A 17,463-nucleotide genomic window follows, 5' to 3' on the forward strand; every position below is an offset into this window, starting at 1 on the left:
AGTTTAGGGAATACTCAGTTTATCCAGATGCAGCGCAAGAGGGTGGCGGCGCAAATGCAGCAGGCCACCCGCCGCAAAAATGGTCATACCGGCAGCGGCAATACCAATTCCAACATTTTTATCAGAAACCAGCGTGCCAATAACAGCACCTACAAACAGGCTGGCAATAGCAGCTAATCTGCGCCATGTGCCAGAATTTGTGCCACCGGCCACTGTGCTGTTATGGGCCAGCCCATGCAGCACCATTGTAGCGGCTGGCAACACCATATCCGGCAGTTTGGCATGGCGTGTGGCAGAAGTTTGCAGCCCCATGGCAAGCGAGAGCATGCCCAGCGTAATGTAAATGCCGCCGTTAATGTGCGCACACCATACAAATGCGGCCAGCCCTACAAGGCAGCCAACGCCTAACAGAATGTCACCCACCACAAGGCGCGTATGGCGCTCACGCCGCACCAGGCGGCCACCAATAACGGCCCCCGTAAAGTAGCAGGCAATGGCTTCCAGACCAGAAAGAACAATGGCCTGAGAAGTGGCAATATTAACAGCCATAAGAATAATGGTGGCTGTCATATATCCTGCAAAAATCTTCAGATGCAGTAGGGATATGGCATCCAGCATGCCCATTGCCATTGTTACCAGCAGAATGGCAATAACCAGCTTGGCATCATGTCCCGTACGGGCTGTCATGATTTCTCCTCTAAAGAAAAAGAATGAAAAGAGGGGTTTTATACGCGTTTTGTAATAGAAGGATGCGCGTTATATCATCATCTCCGCTCACGAAAAGATGATCTCTTGTAAGAGGTGCCATGCCCCAAACAGGTGGCACAGCCGTACAAACAAAACCCCCGGCGCACAAAAACGCCGAGGGCTTGGTTTGTAAAGCGCAGGCTAATTAGTTTAGCGTCATCAGGCTGGCATTGCCGCCCGCTGCGGTGGTGTTGATGCTACGAGACTGCTCCTCCAGCACCACTTCAACAGAAGGCAATGTCTGGCCTGTTACAAAGGCAGAAACAATGGGGCCATTGGCTTCGGCCAGTGTTTTGCGCGCACTGCGGAAAATGGCGTTATCGTCCTCTCCCAGCAGGATGGAGCAGGGCAGGGCCGTTGCACTGGCAACCGGGCGAATAGCTTGGCGCAGAATATCTGGCAGTCTGTCCAACCATTCGGTCAGTTCTTCTTCGGCCAGCACCAGTGCCGTATTGCCACCAGCCAGCGCCAGAGAGACCTGATCATACAATCCGGCCAGCGTAATGGGCACACAGAGCACATTGCCACGTGCGCTCAGGCGGTAGATGTTCTGTTCCCCCACTGGGCCGGGCAGGGTGATTTCTCCACCCACCAGCGGCAGGCGTGCCAGATGGCCAGCAACCTGTGCGGCTTTGCTTTCACCCTTTTCACGCAGCCAGTCTGTCCACTGCGCCATTTCTGGCGTGGTGCGGCCACGCACAATCTGCGCCACGGTTGGCGCTGCGGATAACAGACGGCGCAGAATAAGCGGGCCGCCTGCCTTGGGGCCGGTGCCAGAAAGGCCACGCCCGCCAAAAGGCTGCACGCCCACAACTGCGCCAATGGTGTTGCGATTGACGTAAAGGTTGCCAGCCTCAACTTGTGAAAGCACGCTTTTGAGTGTGGAATCCAACCGGGTATGCAGGCCGAATGTCAGCCCGTAGCCGGTATCGTTAATTTCCAGCAGCAGTTCTTCCAACTTGTCGCGCTGGAAACGCAGAACATGCAGCACGGGGCCAAATACTTCTGGCCCAATTTCCCGAATGTTCAGCACCTCAATCAGCGTGGGTGGCACGTAGCTGCCGTTGGCGCAGGCTTCTGGCACGGGCAGCGCCATAACCGGAGCCTTGCGGGCCTTAAAGGCGTTAACGTGTGCGGTAATGTTGGCTGCGGCTTCTTCGGTAATCACCGGGCCGACATCGCAGGAAAGATGCGCGGGGTTGCCAATGCGCAGTTCGCGCATAGCGCCACGCAGCATGGCCAGAATGTGGTCTGCACAATCTTCCTGCACACACAGAACGCGCAGTGCGGAGCAGCGCTGGCCCGCGCTATCAAAAGCCGAGGCCAGAACATCGGCCACAACCTGTTCTGCCAGTGCGGAGGAATCCACAATCATGGCGTTCTGGCCGCCAGTTTCGGCCACAAATGGCACAGGCTGGCCGGTGGCTGTGCGGCGTTCCAGAAGCTGGCGGTTGATAATCTGCGCCACGGTGGTGGAACCCGTGAACATCACACCCATTACGCGCTCATCCGCCACGGCAGCAGCGCCTACGTCACCTTCCCCCGTGAGCAGTTGCAGGGCTGCGGGGGGTACGCCTGCTTCTTGCAAAATGCCTACGGCCACGGCAGCAACAAGCGGTGTTTCTTCTGCCGGTTTGGCCAGCACAACGTTGCCAGCCGCAAGGGCTGCGGCAATCTGGCCGATAAAGATGGCCAGCGGGAAGTTCCACGGGCTAATGCAGGTTACAATACCTAGCGGCTTGTGGGTGGTGTTATCAAAATCCCGCCGGATAGTGGCGCCGTAATAACGCAGAAAGTCTACAGCCTCGCGCACTTCCGCCACTGCGTTGGGGAGGGATTTTCCGGCTTCACGCCCCAGAAGCGCCAGAAGATCATCTGTGCGTTCTTCCAGAATGTCAGAGGCTTTTTGCAGAATGTCTGCACGTTCTGCCGGGCTGCGGTTAGCCCAATCCTGCTGGCCCTTTTGTGCGGCATCTACAGCTTTTGTTACAACATCTGGCGTGGCGTAAGACACTTTGCCCACGACATCGCGCCGGTCTGCCGGGTTGGTAACAGGGCGGAAAGTGCCTTTCTTTTTTACACCCACAACCATTGGCATGGCTTCCCACGTTTGCGGGGCATCTTTAATACCGGCGGCCAGTGCAGACAGCACTTTGTCATCCGCCAGATCTACCCCTGCGGAATTGGTGCGTTCGGGCGCAAACAGATCACGCGGGTTGCGGATTTCTGTGTGCGGTGCGCCGTAAGGTGTGTAACGGCGGGCCACATCAATGGGGTTTTCAATCAGGGATGACAGCGGAATGGCGCTATCTCCAATCTGGTTGACAAAGGAGGAGTTTGCACCGTTTTCCAGCAAGCGGCGCACAAGGTAAGCCAGCAGGGTTTCATGCGTGCCAACAGGTGCATAAATGCGGCACGGACGGTTGAACTTGTCTGCCCCCACAACCTGTTTGTATAGCGGTTCACCCATGCCATGCAGGCACTGGAATTCGTAAGAGCCAAGCGCGAATTGTTCGCCCGCCAAAGTGTAAATGGTGGAAAGCGTGCGAGCGTTATGTGTGGCGAACTGCGGAAAAATGACATCACGCGCGTTCAGCAGTTTGCGGGCACAGGCAATGTAGCTGATATCTGTGTGGCACTTGCGGGTATAAACGGGAAAATCCGCCATGCCCTCAACCTGCGCCTTCTTGATTTCGCTATCCCAGTAAGCGCCTTTTACCAAACGCACCATAATGCGGCGGTTGCTGCGTTTGGCCAGATCAATAATGTAATCCAGCACATACGGGCAGCGTTTGCCGTAAGCCTGCACGACAAACCCAATGCCGTTCCAGCCTTCCAACCCCGGTGTGGCGCACAGGGCTTCTAGAATATCTAAAGAAACATCCAAACGTTCTGTTTCTTCCGCATCAATGTTCAGGCCGATATCGTATTTGCGGGCCAGCAGCGTAAGTTCCTGCACAACTGGCAGCAGTTCACCCATAACGCGGTCATGCTGCGCGCGGGCATAGCGTGGGTGCAGGGCGGAGAGTTTGATGGAAATGCCGGGCCGGTCATACACATTGTTGCCGGTTGCGCTGCGGCCAATGGTATTAATGGCGTTGATGTAATCCTGCCGGTAGCGTTCGGCATCATGCGCGGTAAACGCCGCTTCGCCCAGCATATCGTAGGAATAGGAAAAACCGATAGCTTCCAGCTTGGCGCTGTTCTTACGGGCCTGATCAATAGTCTGGCCCAGCACAAACTGTTCGCCCATCAGGCGCATGGCGGCATCTACGGCCTTGCGGATAATGGGTTTGGATGTGCGTTCTGCAAAGTTGAGCAGAGAGCTGGCAAGCGTGCCTTCATCATGATCGGTTACAAGTTTGCCGGTAAGCGCCAGCCCCCATGCGGCAGCGTTGGCAAACAAAGGCTTGCCGCGCGCAACATGAGAAAGCCAGTTGCTTTCACCAATCTTGTCCTGAATCAGTGCATCGCGCGTGGCCATGTCGGGAATACGCAGCAGCGCTTCGGCCAGACACATCAGGGCCACGCCCTCGGTGGAGGAAAGAGAGAATTCCTGCACCAGCGTTTCCACCAGCCCCGGGCTGCGGCGTGCACGCAGGGCCTCGGCCAGTTGAGAGGCCATAGTGGCTACGCTGCCGTTTTCGGCCTCTGTTAATGTGGCATCTGGTGTCAGGGTTTCCACACACTGGGCTTCGGGGCGGCGCATGGCTTCAATAATAGCCTGCCGAAGTGGGGTGCGGGATGCAAAATCAGGAGCGAACGTGTCTGTGGATGACATGGGCTTTTCATTCCGGATTGGTGAGCCAGAACCGGGCCTGCCGAGTGTGCAGGTAGTTTTGGCTTCATAATGATTATTCCCTCCTTGCATGATAATATATGATTTGCAACATAATATATTATCCGAAAATGCAGAGGTGTTCCGCTCTGTAAATCCGACCTGTAGCGCTGAGGTTTTTGTGAGTTTCCGTGAGAGGAAATCAGGTGCCTGTTGCGGCGGTTTTGGCGGCTTTTCGGGTGCGGAACACATCTATGGAAATAGCAGCGGATTCCAGAATATGCGCGCGTGTAAGCTTTGCGCATAAATCGGCATCGCGGTTGCGGCAGGCATCCAGAATCGCCTTGTGTTCCAGATCTGTAATATCCTTGCGGCCCTCTATCACCAGATGCCCCCGAATATAGCGATCAAGCCGCACGTGCAGGTCTTCTATCATTTCCAGCAGGCGCGGGCTGCGGGCTGAGGCGTAAATGGAATTATGAAAAGCGCGGTTGAGCGCGCCAGAGCGAATACGGCCAGAAGGGCCATGCACACCTTCTACAAAGGCCTCATACGCATCTTCTACACGGGCAAAATCAACGCGTGTCATGTTGCGCACACCTTCTGCGGCGGCGCGTTCCTCTAAAATGGCACGAATCTGGGAGTATTCCAGAATATCCGCTTCATTCATGCCAATCACCATCGCCCCTTTATTAGGCATGAAGGTGACAAGCCCTTCGGCTTCCAGATGTTTCAGGGCTTCGCGCACAGGAATAATGCTAACACCAAAGCCACTTGCCAGTTCAGATTGTGGCAGAGGTTGGCCGGGCTGAATCTGGTCTTCCAGAATGGCGCGGCGCAGGGCATCGCATATGGTTTCAGAAGCGGTGCCGTGGCCTGTTATTTCCGTGCTTGCAAAAAGGCTGGCTGGCAGCATGCCTTGTGTTCCCGCTTGTCGTTTCTTTTTCGATACAAGTTAACGTTGTACCCTGCTGGCTGGCTGGCTGTCCAATTTTCGGTGAAAGTTAGGTGTATATTTGGGTGGAAGGCCCAGCTTTGCCCAGACACTCACTAGATCGTGATCTAGCGTGAGGGGTGCAAGAAAGCACGAATAACACTTTCTGCACAGTTTGTTATAACATAAAGAAGCGGCTCCAGATACTCCACACATCTTACAGAGGCGCAACGGGGAAGTTCACAAAAATCAGGCTTTTTGTGTTGTGGGTGAATTAAGAAAAGTGAGGCAGATTCATCAATATTCGTATCTTTGCCATGTGGGGGCAGGCTGGCGGGGCTTGGGCTGTTGGTGCTGCGCAAAGGCAGGCACGGGCCGCGCGCAAGACAAGCCTTGGGGCAGGGGGTATGGAAAAACCCTGATATATCTGTGGTCTGCCATGTGCGGGGTGCGCAATGGGGCTGCTTGATCTTTCAGGCAGATACAGGGCAGTTTGAGGCATATTCCGCTAGGGAGATTCTGAATGAAACTGATTGCCGTACGTGCCCTGTCGGCGCTTGCCCTCACCACATCTCTGCTGGCAGGGGCTGCTGTGTCTGCCCATGCGCAGCAAAATACAGATGCGCCCGTAACACGCGCCGGAGATACATCCCGCCTGACAGATGTAGATCCGTCTGGCTTTGTTGGTTCCATTGATCCGGCAGAAAATGCTGGCCTGCTGAACTACTGTGTGCAGAACGAATACGTTGATTACGACGATGGCTGGCGCACATTGCAGGAATACAACAAAAAGACCAACGCCGTGCCGGAAGGGCAGGAAGGCAATATGTCTTACGCCAACGGTTCTGCTGGTCTGCTGCATGCCAACAACCACACCTACACCATTGCCATGGCTGTTCTGCCAGTGCGCCAGAAAACCTGTAAGGCTGTTCTGGAACGGGCCAAGGCTTCTCTGTAAGCACAAGGCTGTTATTCCGGTTTTCTTGATAAGGCCGGATCACGCTGAACACGGCATGATGGAAGGGTCAGTCACACAGGTGGCTGGCCCTTTTTCTGTATGAACGCACTTTAATTTAGTGTTCATAGGGCGCAGGGTCTTTCATGCTGGCGTGCAATATGGTCAAACCAGTTCTGTTTCGTAACAAGAACAACAGAAGCCGAAAGGGCCAGACAGAGTGGTAGATGCGTTTTTCCCCGCAACGGATAACCCCGTTTCTGATCGGTATCAGGATCTTGTGCAGCGGGCGCAACGTGATCCGGAGGAATTCTGGCTTGCTCAAGCGCAACGGCTTGCGTGGCATACGCAACCGATGCAGGCCTCCCGCTCTGATTTTACAGGCGATGTGCGTATTTCTTGGTATGAAGACGGGCGTCTGAATGCGGCAGAAAACTGCCTTGATCGGCACGTTCTGTATCAGCCTGATAACGCGGCCCTGATCTGGCAGGGGCAGGAAGATGGGCACCGCGAGGTACTTTCATACCGGGAACTGCATGCCCGTGTATGCCGCTTGGGCAATGTGCTGCGCCGCTTGGGTGTAAAAAAGGGAGACCGCGTGGCCATCCATCTGCCTATGGTGGCGGAAGGGGTTATTTCCATGCTGGCTTGCGCCCGAATTGGGGCTGTGCATGTGGTGCTGTTTGGTGGTTTTTCTGCTGAAGGGTTGGCCGAACGCCTAAAGGACAGTGGCGCCGTGGTGGTTATTACCGCAGACGTGGCACGCCGAGGGCCCAAGCAAATCCCCAGCAAAGCCACAATGGATGACGCCATAAAGTTGTGTGGGGCAGAAAACACTGTACGCAACGTGCTGGTGGTGCCTGTAACGGGAGCCGCTGTGCCGATGCAAGAAGGGCGAGATCTGTCCTACACAGCAGAAGTAGCGCTTGAAATACCGGATTGCCCGCCAGAAGTTATGAACGCGTGTGATCCGCTGTTCCTGCTTTACACATCTGGCAGCACTGGCCGCCCCAAAGGGTTGGTACACAGCACTGGCGGGTATTTGGTGTGGGCCTCTTTCACGCATGAAATGGTTTTTGATGCCAAACCCAATGATGTGTTCTGGTGCACGGCGGATACAAGCTGGATTACCGGCCACACCTATGTCGTGTATGGACCCTTGGTAAATGGCGGCACCATTCTTGTATATGAAGGCCTGCCATCATGGCCGCAGCCCGGCCGCTGGTGGGATGTTATAGATCAGAATCAGGTTTCGGTTTTCTATACATCTCCCACAGTTATTCGCGCTGCGATGCGGGAAGATGATGCCGTGGTGCAAAGCCGCTCTTTGTCCAGCCTGCGTGTGCTGGGCACGGTGGGTGAGCCGATTAGCCCGGAAGCATGGAAGTGGTTTTATACAGAAGTGGGGCGCAATGCCTGCCCGGTGGCCGATACATGGTGGCAGACAGAAACTGGCGGCGTGATGATTACAGCCTGCGCCCAGAATGTTGCGGGCAAGCCGGGGGCCGCAGGGCTGCCTCTGCCGGGTGTTGCTGTTACGCTTACAGATACCAAAGGGCAGGATATTGCAGGCGAGGGCGAAGGCCTGCTGTGCCTTGCTCAATCTTGGCCCGGACAGGCCATGACGTTATGGCAAGACCACGAACGTTTCCGTAAAACCTATTTCAGCACATGCCCGGGACATTATTTTTCTGGCGATGGTGCGCGGCGAGATGCCACCGGCTATTACTGGATTACCGGCCGGGTGGATGATGTGGTGAACGTATCTGGCCACCGCATTGGCACGGCGGAAATTGAAGATGCCGTGGCCGAAGATCATGCCGTGGTGGAAAGTGCGGCTGTTGGCGTGCCGCATGATTTGAAAGGGCAGGCTCTTGTGGTGTTTGTGGTGCCCAAGGCGGAGGGCGCGTTTGATGCCACAGCCGTAAACAAGGCCGTAGCAGCTGGTGTGGGCCGCTATGCGGTGCCAGAAAAAATTTACGTTGTGCCGGATCTGCCCAAAACACGTTCGGGCAAAATTGTACGGCGTCTGTTGCGCAAAATTGCAGCCAATGATCTGGAAAATATGGGGGATCTGTCTACCTTGGCAGATCCGGATATTGTGGCCGAGCTGATAAAGCTGGTTGCCCAGCAGAATAGCTGATTAACCGGGCCTTATTACACGTAGCCGGGGCGCTTATGCCCCGGTTTCTGCCACTTTGGCAGCTTTAAGCAACGCAAAGCGTGGCGCGCCGTTTACATTTTCCTGCCACATGGCAAGGGGGCGCACCCAGTAATCTCCTCGTGCTTCACTGCGGTAGGTTACAAGCCATTCTTCGGTTTCACTGTGGCGGCCTGTGCAGATCACAGTATAAAGTCCGCCCTTGTAATGTTTATAAAGACCGGGGCAGGGCATTTCTGGCACTTGGGTATCTGCTTTATTCTGGTTATGTTCTATCATGATCGGGATATCCTGCTGGGTAGGTTATGATCCTGTGTTGCGGAAGGAGCGCACTTTTGAACCATCGTGTTGTGCTGTGTCAGGCGTTAACTGGCTTTATGTTTCTGTTTTGCGTTAATCCCGGCCACGCCACAACCACGGGCCATACCAAAACGCATGCGCATACATCCAAGCGCACGCATCATGCGGCTGCGGCCCGTAGCCCCGCTGGTGGTGCGCCGGTTGTGCTCACAAGCCAGCCGGGAACATCGCTGGACAAGGAAGCCCGCCGCCTGAATGCCGAGGATATGGCTGCCGCCGCCCGGCATAAGGAAAAACCATTGGTATTGATTGGCTCTGCCCCACTTGGCACCAGTGGCGGTAGCATGGCGCTGTTTGTGCAGGTGCAATCTGCCAGCCTGTGTGGCTCTGCGGGGTGTTCAACAGATGTGTATCTGAAGCGCGGGAATGATTGGGACAAGATTCTGGATTCCGTTAGCGGGCCAATTGAGCTGATGTCCACCGCCCACGGGGGGATGAAGGATATTGTGGTGGATGGCACAGACCGCTGGGTTTGGAAGAACAACACCTATGTAGATACCATTGTGGCGCAGGATGTACCGGGGTTGAAAGATTCTATCGAGCAGCATCAGGCGCAGATGCGCAAACACGGTAAGTCCTCAACCCGGTAATTTTTAAAGTGCCAGCACCTCAACCCGGTTTGGCCTATACGGCGCTAAAAACACTGGCCACGGTGGCAATTACCGTGGTGCTCATTGCTCTTTTGCGCGGCGGCTTGGCGTTGCTGCCCAAATTTGATTCCGTTACGGGTGGGCAGGCTGGCACGCACCTGTTGCAACTTCTGGCTGGTGATGGGCAAGCCCGCACCCAAAATGCTGTTTCTATCGGGTTGATGCTGGGCTGCTTTATTCTGGCTGTTCTGCTGGTGCAGGTGCTGGAAAAATTGTGGCGCAAGCGGGCCAGATAACGCCCGTTCCAAAGCGAGCCTTATCTGGGGTGAGGTATTAGGCAGCACGTTTGGCGTGTGGTTTACGCGGCTTCTTCCGTAAGGTTTGTGCCTGCTAATGTGGGCCTGTTTTCGGCTGCGGCTGCTTTGTTCCAGAAAAATGTCAGCTCATGTTTGTTATGGGCCAGATGCGCCAAGCTGCCACCCGGAATGGCCTCAAACGCAGCAACAATTTCATGGTCGGTTTCACCCTGAAACTTTACCGTCAGCACAATGTTGTTGGTGTTGCCAGAGGCAATCCAGTTTTGCGTAAGCCGTAAAAGGCGCTGCGGGTAGGCAATGATGTCTGAAAACATCCAGTCCACCGCAGCAAGTTTTTCGGGCTCTAAACCAAAGGCGCTGGCCTGCTGGAAGGATACGCCCGGCATGGCGGCCACTTTGGGGTCAAGCGGTGCGCGGTCAAACGCTGTTACCTGTGCTCCAAGGTTGGCAATGGCCCATGTCCATCCGCCCGGTGTCGCACCCAGATCATAACAACGCTCATTCGGTGTGGGCCAGCGGCCAAGGCGCGTGCAGGCTTCCCATAATTTCAGATAGGCGCGAGAAGGTGGGCCGGTGCGGTTTTCTACAAACTGCGGTGCACCATTTACAAACGGGCTGGTTTTGCGTGCAGAAAAAAGCAGCGTGTTGGTATCCAGCAGCGTCCACGCACCCAAGGGGCTGGTGGGCGGCAGTGTGGGAAACACCAGTGGCGCCGCTTTAACCGGAGGCAGTTTGTCTGTAATCAGCGCGGTGCGTCGAAAGTGATCAACCGCATGCAGGCTCCAGTTTCGCTGAAGAGCACGCAAAGTATCTGCGGCATTGCGGATAGAGGTTATCTCTACCACCTGTGGGTTCAGCCAGATATCCAGCGCCCAAGGGGAATATACGGGTTTGCTGCTGGAAAGTGCTAAACGGCCATGCCAGCGGTCAATTGTCACGCCGCGCCATGCCAGATCAGCTTCTAAAACGGATGTCAGGCCATCGGCGGCAAGCCATGCTGTGCGAATGGTGCTCATGCTCGGCACATCCAGCTAATGGAAAGTAATAGCCAGGAAAGAATCAGCAAACTACCACCCGTAGGGGCAACATGGGCTGCATGGTGGCCGGTAAAGGCTGTGTAATACACGCCTGCGCAAAACAGCAGAGTGCCCAGCACCAGCCCGCACCCCCCTACCAGCAATATGCGGCCAGCTTGGGGTTTGGTTGTAAGGCCCAGCGCAACAAGGGCAATGCCTTGCCACATCTGCATTTCCATGCCGCTATGGGCCATAACGCGGCCACCGGCAGCAAAGGCCGAATCTGGCAGGTGGGCGGTAAGCGCGCCCATAACGGTGCCGGTAGCGGCCAGAAGGCCCCCGCATATGCGCCACAGGCGCGGAAGAAGAAGTGAAAAGGACATAAGTTCTGCTGTATAGGCGCAGCCGCCGTAATGGAAAACAGGAAAGGCAACATGCCCGGCTATTTCCTGCGTTGGCCTTTATAAAGTTTGCGCCAAATTGTGGTGGCACATTATGCAAAAATGAGAGCAGGAAAATCTAAAACATGAGCATCAGGCTGGATCGTATCGTCACACGCGGTGGAGATAGTGGGCAGACATCTTTGGGCAATGGTACGCGCGTTCAAAAAAGCAGTGCACGCATAGAAGCTTTGGGCACGTTGGATGAAGTGAATGCCATAACCGGCCTTGTGCGCGCCCATGCACCACAAGATAGCGCTGTGGTAAGCCAGCTTGCTGCTGTACAGAACATGCTGTTTGATATGGGGGCAGATTTGTGCCAGCCAGAGGAAGGGCCAAAGGCTGCCCGCGCCAAGCGCATGCAGGAAAGTGCTGTTTTAAAACTGGAAGAATGGGTAGAGCAGTTGCGGTCTGCCCAAAAGCCTCTCACAAGTTTTGTATTACCCGGTGGGTCTGTTCCCGCGGCGTGGGCGCATCTGGCGCGCACGCAGGCACGTGCGGCAGAACGGCGCATGGTGGCGCTGGCTGAGAAAGAAACAATCAATCCTGTTCTGCTACAGATCATGAACAGGTTATCTGATTACTTTTTTGTTCTGGCGCGTCACTTTAATGCAGATGGGCAGGCCGATCTGGTATGGATTCCTGAAAAATAAGAGAAAACCTGATGAAAACCTCTGTCTTGTGCTTGAACATGGCAGGGGAGACATGATAATACTGTCTAGTAAGAACAAAAACACATTATAAAACGTGTGTAATAATTCTGTCTGTCCGTTTGTAATGTGTGGTTTCATGTCTGCTGCAAAGCATCATGAAGGATTGGCTGGAACCGTGTTGGATATCGCACGGGCAAATGCCAGAATATAACGGCTGATGGAATGCTTAAGAACTGTATCAACAGACCATTTTTCTTAAAGTGACTTCCAGATTTATGAATACAACATCTTTTATGCCACCCTTGGATGCCGATAGAGAACGGGATGAAGGGCTGGAAGAAGCTTCCATGCGCAATGCGCTGGAACGGCTTGGCGCATCTCACAAAGGGCGGTCTGCGCCGTCCGCCCCTCGGCCTGCCGCAGATGCCACAGGCAACAAGCGGCGAAGATTTGTGCGTGATGGCGAAGTGCCGGTAGAAAAGCATTCTCTGGCCCGTATTACGCCCCGCACGGTTGCAGCCCCCCGCACCCCTACAACATCCCGCGCTGTTCATTTTTCTGAAGAAGAAAACAGCGAAGTTTCTCGTCTGCGCCGTTTGGTGGCGGAAGAAAAGCTGCGTGTGGAAGAAATGGAACGCCAATTGGGTGAAGTGCAGGCTGCGCAGCATGCCCTGCAAACCCAAAAAGGCCACGCCGATATGATGGTGCGTGAGCTGAAAGCCAAAGTGGCGGAGCAGGAAGCAGAACTGGTTGAAACAGGCCGCCAGCTTCGGGCTGCAAACCGGCTGGTGGCAGAACGTGATGAAGAAATTACCAGTCTGAAGCGCCAAGTGGAAGCCAAACCGCGCGGCCGCCCGCGCCGCCAGTATGAACTGGCAAAGGAAGACGTGGTTGAAGATGAACCGCAGCCTGTTAAATGGTGGAAGGATTAACACTCTGCTTCTGTTTGTAAAAAGACACTCTGCGTGAGGAATCCTCCTGTCACGCCAGCGTTGGTGTTGCTGGTGGCGGATATTGCCGTAGGGGTGGCCTGTGTGTTGCTGCCGCCTCTTGTTATGGGCTTTCTGGCTCTGTTGAAGGATATTTTTGGCGTGCTTATCCTGCCGTTCAGCTTTTTGTTCGGGCTGGCGGGATGGTCGTCTGATATGTCCTCTCTGGAAACCATGCAGGGCGGGTTGGTGCCAGATATGATGGCCCATCCGTTCCGGGCTGCTTCTGCTGCCGCATTGCTGGTGGTAGGGGGCGCGTGCTCTCTTATGGCATGTGGCACCCCAGATGGCGCACGTATGGAACGTAATCTGGCGCCGGTTTTTACCTTTGCCGCCATGGTGCTGGTGGGGTTTGATCCGGGGCTTGTGGTGTTGCCTGCGTTTATTTTGCAGCTTTTGGCGTTACGCTACCCTGCCATGGATTTTTTAAAAATCCGTAGATAATTCTATAGTCTGCAATATCTGTTCAAGTAATAAAAAGGGAGACCATTGAATTGGCCTCCCTTTTTATTATACAGAGTGCCGGATTATTTTTCAGGCTGCGGGAAAAACCTTGCCCGGGTTCATCAGGTTTTTGGGGTCCAGCGCATTTTTGATACGGCGCATGGTTTCCAGTTCCGCGCCGCCGCGCCATGATGGCATCATGTAAGTTTTAAGCTGGCCTACACCGTGCTCGGCAGAGAAAGAACCGCCAAGTTTGCGCACAATTGCGGCCACAGTGTCCATCATGGCATGGTCCTGCGCCAGAAACGCCTTGGGGTCTGCGCCTTCGGGCTGCACCAGATTAAAGTGGATGTTGCCATCCCCAATATGCCCAAACGGTGCCACCCGAATACCGGGAATAAGCGCTTCGCACGCTTTGGTGGCTTCATCTATAAAGGTCGGAATAGCGGCCAGAGGCACGGATACATCGTTTTTAACAGATGCCCCGGCACGTTTCTGGGCTTCTGCATGTTCCTCACGAATCATCCATAGGCTTTGGCGCTGGGCTTCACTTTCTGCCAGCACGGCATCTGTTACCAAACCGTCTTCCAGCGCTGTGCCCAGCACTTCTTCCATAAGGGAACGCAGGCTGTCATCTGCGCGTGGGCTGCCTAATTCTACCAGCGCGTAAGCGGGTGCGGGTTCGCTTAATGGCAGTGGTGCGCCTTCAATCAACTTGTTAACCAACGCCATGCTGGTGCCGGACATGAACTCAAAAGCCTGAATGGCAGAAGGGTCCTGCTTGCGGAACGCCGCAAACAGATCCAGCGCACCCTTGGCATCCGCTACGGCACACAAAGCTGTCTCGCGCGAGCGGGGGGCTGGTTGAAGCTGAATAATAGCCTGCGTGATAATACCCAGCGTACCCTCAGATCCAACCAAAAGCTGGCGCAAGGCGTAGCCGGTGTTATCCTTGCGCAGCTTGCGCATCAGGTTCAGCACATTGCCATCGGGCATTACGGCTTCCAGCCCCAATGCCAGTTCACGCGCGTTGCCGTAGCGCACAGTGTTGTTGCCGCCGGCATTGGTGGCCAGAATACCCCCAATATCGGCAGAGCCTTCAGATGAAATGGAAAGCGGCAGCAGCAGCCCTTCCTTTGCGGCGGCATCCTGCGCGGCTTTAAGCGTTACGCCAGCTTCTACCGTCATGGTGAGATCAGCGTGATCAATGTCATGAATACGCGTCATGCGGGTGGTGGAAATAACAACAGCCTTGCCGGTGTTATCTGGCGTTGCGCCGCCAACCATACTGGTGTTGCCACCTTGTGGCACCATGGGCACGTTGTGTTGCTGGCACAGGGCAACAGCTTTTGCACATTCTTCTGTGTTAGCCGGGCGCAGAACGGCAGCGCATTTGCCATGGTAAAGCGCACGCCAATCTATGCAGAACGGATCTACATCCGAAGCCGTTGTCAGCAGGCCTGTAGGCCCCAGAAGCTGTAAAAGGGCATCATGCAGGGATTGGGGAAGGGCGGCGTTTTCAGGCATAGGCGCGAGTTCCTGCAAAAGGGGTGAGCACATAAAATAAAGAAAACATCAGTAAAGGTAACGGGCGTTTTCTGACGCAGTACTAATGTGCGGTGGAAAAAAGGAATGATAAAGTTCCGCCCCCGCAATGCCAGCCAAAAGCCCGGCAACAGTGGCAATCACTATGGTCATACGGCGTTGATACTGGCCCAAGCTTTGTATCTGCGCCATCTGGGCTTGCATTTCTGCGCGGGCCTGCAAGGTCAGATACAGCTCAGATTTAAGGGTTTCGTTTTGAGCATTGGCGCTGCGCAGTTTCCGATCCAAAGAAACAATGTTGTTTCTCAGTTCCTGCAACTGGGCGCGATAGGTATCAGACATATCTGTCTGTGCTTTGGTGGCTGAAGCGCGGCTGCTGGCCCGTGTTTTGCTGGCCCGCGCAGGTTTGGCCTTTTCGGGGTCTGCTGCAATGGTCTGGAATAGGTTTTTAAGCGCGCCGCCTGTGGTGGCGTTGCGTTTGGCCCGGTTACGCAAGGCCTCCAGCGCAGTAGCGGATTGGCCCGGCTGATCTTCCAGCACCAGTGCCAGAATATCCGAAAGAATTTTCAGTTCTTTGGGGTCAATATCGCTCATGCGGGCAAGTCTTCCGGGGGCAGGGTAGGGCGTGGGGCTGCCGCACGGTTTAACCGGTCCTGTATGGCAAGCCCAAGCCCGTGGGGCGGAATAGGCTGCACTGCAATGCCGCGTAGGTGAAGGTTCTGGCCTTGCTTGTCCAGCGTCCGCAGGCCGGTAAACAGGCGTGCGGCGGCTTCTTCCAGATTGCCACTTTCGCTCAGGTTCCAGCTTAGGGGTGCGCTGCTGGGCTGCGTGTTGCCAAAGGCCAGCAAGGCTTCATCTGGCGCAACATCAACTGCGTTGAGCCGAACGGGAAGGTGCGGCGCGTAATGTGAAAGCATTCTGCCGGGAGATGCTGGGGCGGCATCCACCTCTGTTTCCGGCATAAAAATGGTGCCGCATACAGCTTGCAAGGCTTCCAGTGTTATGCCGCCGGGGCGCAAGAGGGTAGGGCGTTCAGGGTTGGAAATATCCAGCACGGTGCTTTCCACGCCAACTTGGCAGGGGCCGCTATCCAGCACGGCATCAATACGGCCATCCAGTTCTTCCAGCACATGGGCTGCATCGGAGGGGCTGATGCGGCCGGAACGGTTGGCGGAAGGGGCCGCAATGGGGCGTTGCACCAGCTTGAGCAAAGCTTGCACGGTTTGCCCTTTGGGCACGCGCACGGCCAAGGTGGGCAGGCCATCGGCAGCCAGATCACTTACGGTGCTGTGGGGAGCGCGGGGCAGAATAAGCGTAAGCGGGCCGGGCCAGAACATGTGCGCTAATTTATGCGCAAGCGGGTTGGCGGTAACCTGCGTAAAAGCGGCCTGTGCATCTGCAAAATGGCTGATAAGCGGGTTAAAGCGTGGGCGGTTTTTGGCCTCAAAAATCCGGGCCACGGTTTGGGGCTGCGTGGCATCTCCGCCAAGGCCGTAAACTGTTTCTGTTCCAAACGCCACCAAGCCACCCTCGCGCAGGATGCGGGCGGCTGTTTGAAGGCCAGAGGAGGAGGCGTCCAGAAGGTCAGTCATACGTCTCTGTAATGGTAACAAAGGGGTGGCCTGTTTGCTGCATTGGCCAGCCTGCGCATAAGGTTGGCCAAAGTGCAGCGTAATGGGTTTACAGCGTTCCGGTACAGACAAATGGCGGATTTTTCCAGCCCGTTTTGCCATAAACCAGCGGAGATCCATCCAGTAGCGTAATATTTCCGCCAGCGGCTTCTACAATAGCCTGCGGGGCTGCGGTATCCCATTCCATGGTGGGGCCAAGGCGTGGGTACAAATCTACCAGCCCTTCGGCCACGCGGGCAAATTTTACGGCGGAACCAATATTGCCCAGCTTGGCCACCGGGCGGCCGTTTAGATATTCCGCCAGCCGTTTATCATCTGCATGATGGCGAGAGGCCAGAACAGTCAGCCCTTCTGCCGGGGCTTTGCGTACATGAATGGGCTGCGTGCCGTTTTTATCTGTGCGGTGTGCGCCTAAACCAACACCGCCTGTGTAAAGCTGATGGTAAGCAGGCAGCGCCATTGCACCCAACACCGGCTGGCCATCACGCACCAGACCGATATTTACGGTAAAATCATCACGCCCGGCGGCAAATTCACGCGTGCCATCCAGCGGGTCCACCAGCCAGTAGGCGGGGGCTACAGCGGTCTGTTTGCCAGCGGCCACCTCTTCTTCCGCAATAACGGGAATATCCGGCGTTGCCGCCCGCAGGCCGCGCAGAATATGCGCTTCTGCTGCGTGGTCTGCCTCCGTTACGGGGGAAGAATCGGTTTTGGTTATGGTTTCAAAGCCGCGCGCACGAATTGTACGAATAATTTCAGCAGCTTCATCGGCCAGTCTGGCGGCTAGGGCCAGAAGGTCGGCATCGGTATGGCTTGTCATGCCGCTTAGCATACGCCAGCACGCGGGCTGCGTCATGCCTACAATTGCAAGCGCATGTCATGCACCCGCGGGCTTCCTATTGC

Annotated in this window: 17 protein-coding genes; 7 read left to right on the top strand and 10 right to left on the bottom strand. The window is 55.4% G+C overall.

Annotation, left to right across the window (positions count from 1 at the left end; genetic code table 11):
- Positions 1 to 3: 3 nt before the first annotated feature.
- From WG31_RS04015 to WG31_RS04025, 3 genes are all read right to left on the bottom strand, one after another.
- Positions 4 to 687 carry a YoaK family protein gene (locus WG31_RS04015; protein ID WP_063353707.1) on the bottom strand — a complete coding sequence of 228 codons (684 nt, stop codon included), beginning with the start codon at positions 685 to 687 and terminating at the stop codon, positions 4 to 6.
- 205 nt (positions 688 to 892) lie between these two features.
- Positions 893 to 4,618 (bottom strand): bifunctional proline dehydrogenase/L-glutamate gamma-semialdehyde dehydrogenase PutA, encoded by a 3,726-nt coding sequence (gene putA, locus WG31_RS04020; RefSeq protein ID WP_082823124.1) that lies wholly within the window; start codon positions 4,616 to 4,618, stop codon positions 893 to 895.
- A gap of 109 nt (positions 4,619 to 4,727) precedes the next feature.
- Positions 4,728 to 5,441, bottom strand: a complete 714-nt coding sequence (locus tag WG31_RS04025) for a GntR family transcriptional regulator (RefSeq protein WP_063353709.1) — start codon at positions 5,439 to 5,441, stop codon at positions 4,728 to 4,730.
- Positions 5,442 to 5,982: 541 nt separating this feature from the next.
- Between WG31_RS04025 and WG31_RS04030 the strand changes: the two genes are divergently transcribed.
- Together WG31_RS04030 and acs are read left to right on the top strand one after the other, a co-directional pair.
- Positions 5,983 to 6,417, top strand: coding sequence for a DUF4148 domain-containing protein (locus WG31_RS04030; RefSeq protein WP_006116294.1), 435 nt, complete (start codon positions 5,983 to 5,985; stop codon positions 6,415 to 6,417).
- Positions 6,418 to 6,634: 217 nt separating this feature from the next.
- On the top strand, positions 6,635 to 8,557 hold the full coding sequence (acs, locus tag WG31_RS04035; protein ID WP_063353710.1) for an acetate--CoA ligase: 1,923 nt from the start codon (positions 6,635 to 6,637) through the stop codon (positions 8,555 to 8,557).
- 33 nt (positions 8,558 to 8,590) lie between these two features.
- On the opposite strand, the gene WG31_RS04040 is transcribed toward acs, so the two are convergent.
- Positions 8,591 to 8,854: a DUF1653 domain-containing protein gene (locus WG31_RS04040; protein ID WP_209439367.1), complete on the bottom strand. Its 264-nt coding sequence runs from the start codon at positions 8,852 to 8,854 to the stop codon at positions 8,591 to 8,593.
- Between the two features lie 98 nt (positions 8,855 to 8,952).
- Between WG31_RS04040 and WG31_RS04045 the strand changes: the two genes are divergently transcribed.
- A complete protein-coding gene (locus WG31_RS04045; protein ID WP_193561062.1) occupies positions 8,953 to 9,525 on the top strand; it encodes a hypothetical protein in 573 nt (190 codons plus the stop codon).
- A gap of 8 nt (positions 9,526 to 9,533) precedes the next feature.
- Positions 9,534 to 9,821, top strand: coding sequence for a hypothetical protein (locus WG31_RS04050; RefSeq protein WP_063353712.1), 288 nt, complete (start codon positions 9,534 to 9,536; stop codon positions 9,819 to 9,821).
- A gap of 62 nt (positions 9,822 to 9,883) precedes the next feature.
- On the opposite strand, the gene WG31_RS04055 is transcribed toward WG31_RS04050, so the two are convergent.
- Positions 9,884 to 10,858: an SAM-dependent methyltransferase gene (locus tag WG31_RS04055; protein WP_063353713.1), complete on the bottom strand. Its 975-nt coding sequence runs from the start codon at positions 10,856 to 10,858 to the stop codon at positions 9,884 to 9,886.
- Positions 10,855 to 11,241: a DUF423 domain-containing protein gene (locus tag WG31_RS04060; protein ID WP_063353714.1), complete on the bottom strand. Its 387-nt coding sequence runs from the start codon at positions 11,239 to 11,241 to the stop codon at positions 10,855 to 10,857. Before WG31_RS04060 ends, WG31_RS04055 begins: the two co-directional genes overlap by 4 nt.
- Positions 11,242 to 11,384: 143 nt before the next feature.
- Between WG31_RS04060 and WG31_RS04065 the strand changes: the two genes are divergently transcribed.
- From WG31_RS04065 to WG31_RS04075, 3 genes are all read left to right on the top strand, one after another.
- Positions 11,385 to 11,951 carry a cob(I)yrinic acid a,c-diamide adenosyltransferase gene (locus tag WG31_RS04065; RefSeq protein ID WP_063353715.1) on the top strand — a complete coding sequence of 189 codons (567 nt, stop codon included), beginning with the start codon at positions 11,385 to 11,387 and terminating at the stop codon, positions 11,949 to 11,951.
- Between the two features lie 275 nt (positions 11,952 to 12,226).
- Positions 12,227 to 12,883, top strand: a complete 657-nt coding sequence (locus WG31_RS04070) for a hypothetical protein (protein ID WP_063353716.1) — start codon at positions 12,227 to 12,229, stop codon at positions 12,881 to 12,883.
- A gap of 33 nt (positions 12,884 to 12,916) precedes the next feature.
- Complete coding sequence (locus WG31_RS04075; RefSeq protein WP_063353717.1) at positions 12,917 to 13,384, top strand: hypothetical protein; 468 nt, start codon at positions 12,917 to 12,919, stop codon at positions 13,382 to 13,384.
- 90 nt (positions 13,385 to 13,474) lie between these two features.
- Here WG31_RS04075 and WG31_RS04080 read toward each other — a convergent pair whose 3' ends face one another.
- The 4 genes from WG31_RS04080 to cysQ all read right to left on the bottom strand — a co-directional run bounded on the left by WG31_RS04080 (position 13,475) and on the right by cysQ (position 17,380).
- Positions 13,475 to 14,944: an FAD-binding oxidoreductase gene (locus WG31_RS04080; protein WP_082823126.1), complete on the bottom strand. Its 1,470-nt coding sequence runs from the start codon at positions 14,942 to 14,944 to the stop codon at positions 13,475 to 13,477.
- 15 nt (positions 14,945 to 14,959) lie between these two features.
- Positions 14,960 to 15,523, bottom strand: coding sequence for a hypothetical protein (locus tag WG31_RS04085; RefSeq protein ID WP_035354065.1), 564 nt, complete (start codon positions 15,521 to 15,523; stop codon positions 14,960 to 14,962).
- Positions 15,520 to 16,521: an L-threonylcarbamoyladenylate synthase gene (locus WG31_RS04090; RefSeq protein ID WP_063354871.1), complete on the bottom strand. Its 1,002-nt coding sequence runs from the start codon at positions 16,519 to 16,521 to the stop codon at positions 15,520 to 15,522. Before WG31_RS04090 ends, WG31_RS04085 begins: the two co-directional genes overlap by 4 nt.
- An 88-nt stretch (positions 16,522 to 16,609) precedes the next feature.
- The gene (gene cysQ, locus WG31_RS04095) at positions 16,610 to 17,380 is read right to left on the bottom strand and encodes a 3'(2'),5'-bisphosphate nucleotidase CysQ (protein WP_170315309.1); all 771 of its coding nucleotides are present in this window, start codon (positions 17,378 to 17,380) and stop codon (positions 16,610 to 16,612) included.
- Positions 17,381 to 17,463 lie beyond the last annotated feature (83 nt).

This window comes from Acetobacter oryzifermentans (assembly GCF_001628715.1).
GTDB lineage: Bacteria > Pseudomonadota > Alphaproteobacteria > Acetobacterales > Acetobacteraceae > Acetobacter > Acetobacter oryzifermentans.

What these genes read in the sequence shown, in the direction of transcription:
- WG31_RS04045 (WP_193561062.1), top strand. Translation starts at nt 8,953, where the DNA reads ATGTTTCTGTTTTGCGTTAATCCCGGCCACGCCACAACCACGGGCCAT.
- WG31_RS04060 (WP_063353714.1), bottom strand. Translation starts at nt 11,241, where the DNA reads ATGTCCTTTTCACTTCTTCTTCCGCGCCTGTGGCGCATATGCGGGGGC.
- WG31_RS04070 (WP_063353716.1), top strand. Translation starts at nt 12,227, where the DNA reads ATGAATACAACATCTTTTATGCCACCCTTGGATGCCGATAGAGAACGG.
- cysQ (WP_170315309.1), bottom strand. Translation starts at nt 17,380, where the DNA reads ATGACAAGCCATACCGATGCCGACCTTCTGGCCCTAGCCGCCAGACTG.
- WG31_RS04090 (WP_063354871.1), bottom strand. Translation starts at nt 16,521, where the DNA reads ATGACTGACCTTCTGGACGCCTCCTCCTCTGGCCTTCAAACAGCCGCC.
- WG31_RS04025 (WP_063353709.1), bottom strand. Translation starts at nt 5,441, where the DNA reads ATGCTGCCAGCCAGCCTTTTTGCAAGCACGGAAATAACAGGCCACGGC.
- WG31_RS04015 (WP_063353707.1), bottom strand. Translation starts at nt 687, where the DNA reads ATGACAGCCCGTACGGGACATGATGCCAAGCTGGTTATTGCCATTCTG.
- WG31_RS04065 (WP_063353715.1), top strand. Translation starts at nt 11,385, where the DNA reads ATGAGCATCAGGCTGGATCGTATCGTCACACGCGGTGGAGATAGTGGG.
- putA (WP_082823124.1), bottom strand. Translation starts at nt 4,618, where the DNA reads ATGCAAGGAGGGAATAATCATTATGAAGCCAAAACTACCTGCACACTC.
- WG31_RS04030 (WP_006116294.1), top strand. Translation starts at nt 5,983, where the DNA reads ATGAAACTGATTGCCGTACGTGCCCTGTCGGCGCTTGCCCTCACCACA.
- WG31_RS04085 (WP_035354065.1), bottom strand. Translation starts at nt 15,523, where the DNA reads ATGAGCGATATTGACCCCAAAGAACTGAAAATTCTTTCGGATATTCTG.
- WG31_RS04040 (WP_209439367.1), bottom strand. Translation starts at nt 8,854, where the DNA reads ATGATAGAACATAACCAGAATAAAGCAGATACCCAAGTGCCAGAAATG.
- WG31_RS04080 (WP_082823126.1), bottom strand. Translation starts at nt 14,944, where the DNA reads ATGTGCTCACCCCTTTTGCAGGAACTCGCGCCTATGCCTGAAAACGCC.
- WG31_RS04055 (WP_063353713.1), bottom strand. Translation starts at nt 10,858, where the DNA reads ATGAGCACCATTCGCACAGCATGGCTTGCCGCCGATGGCCTGACATCC.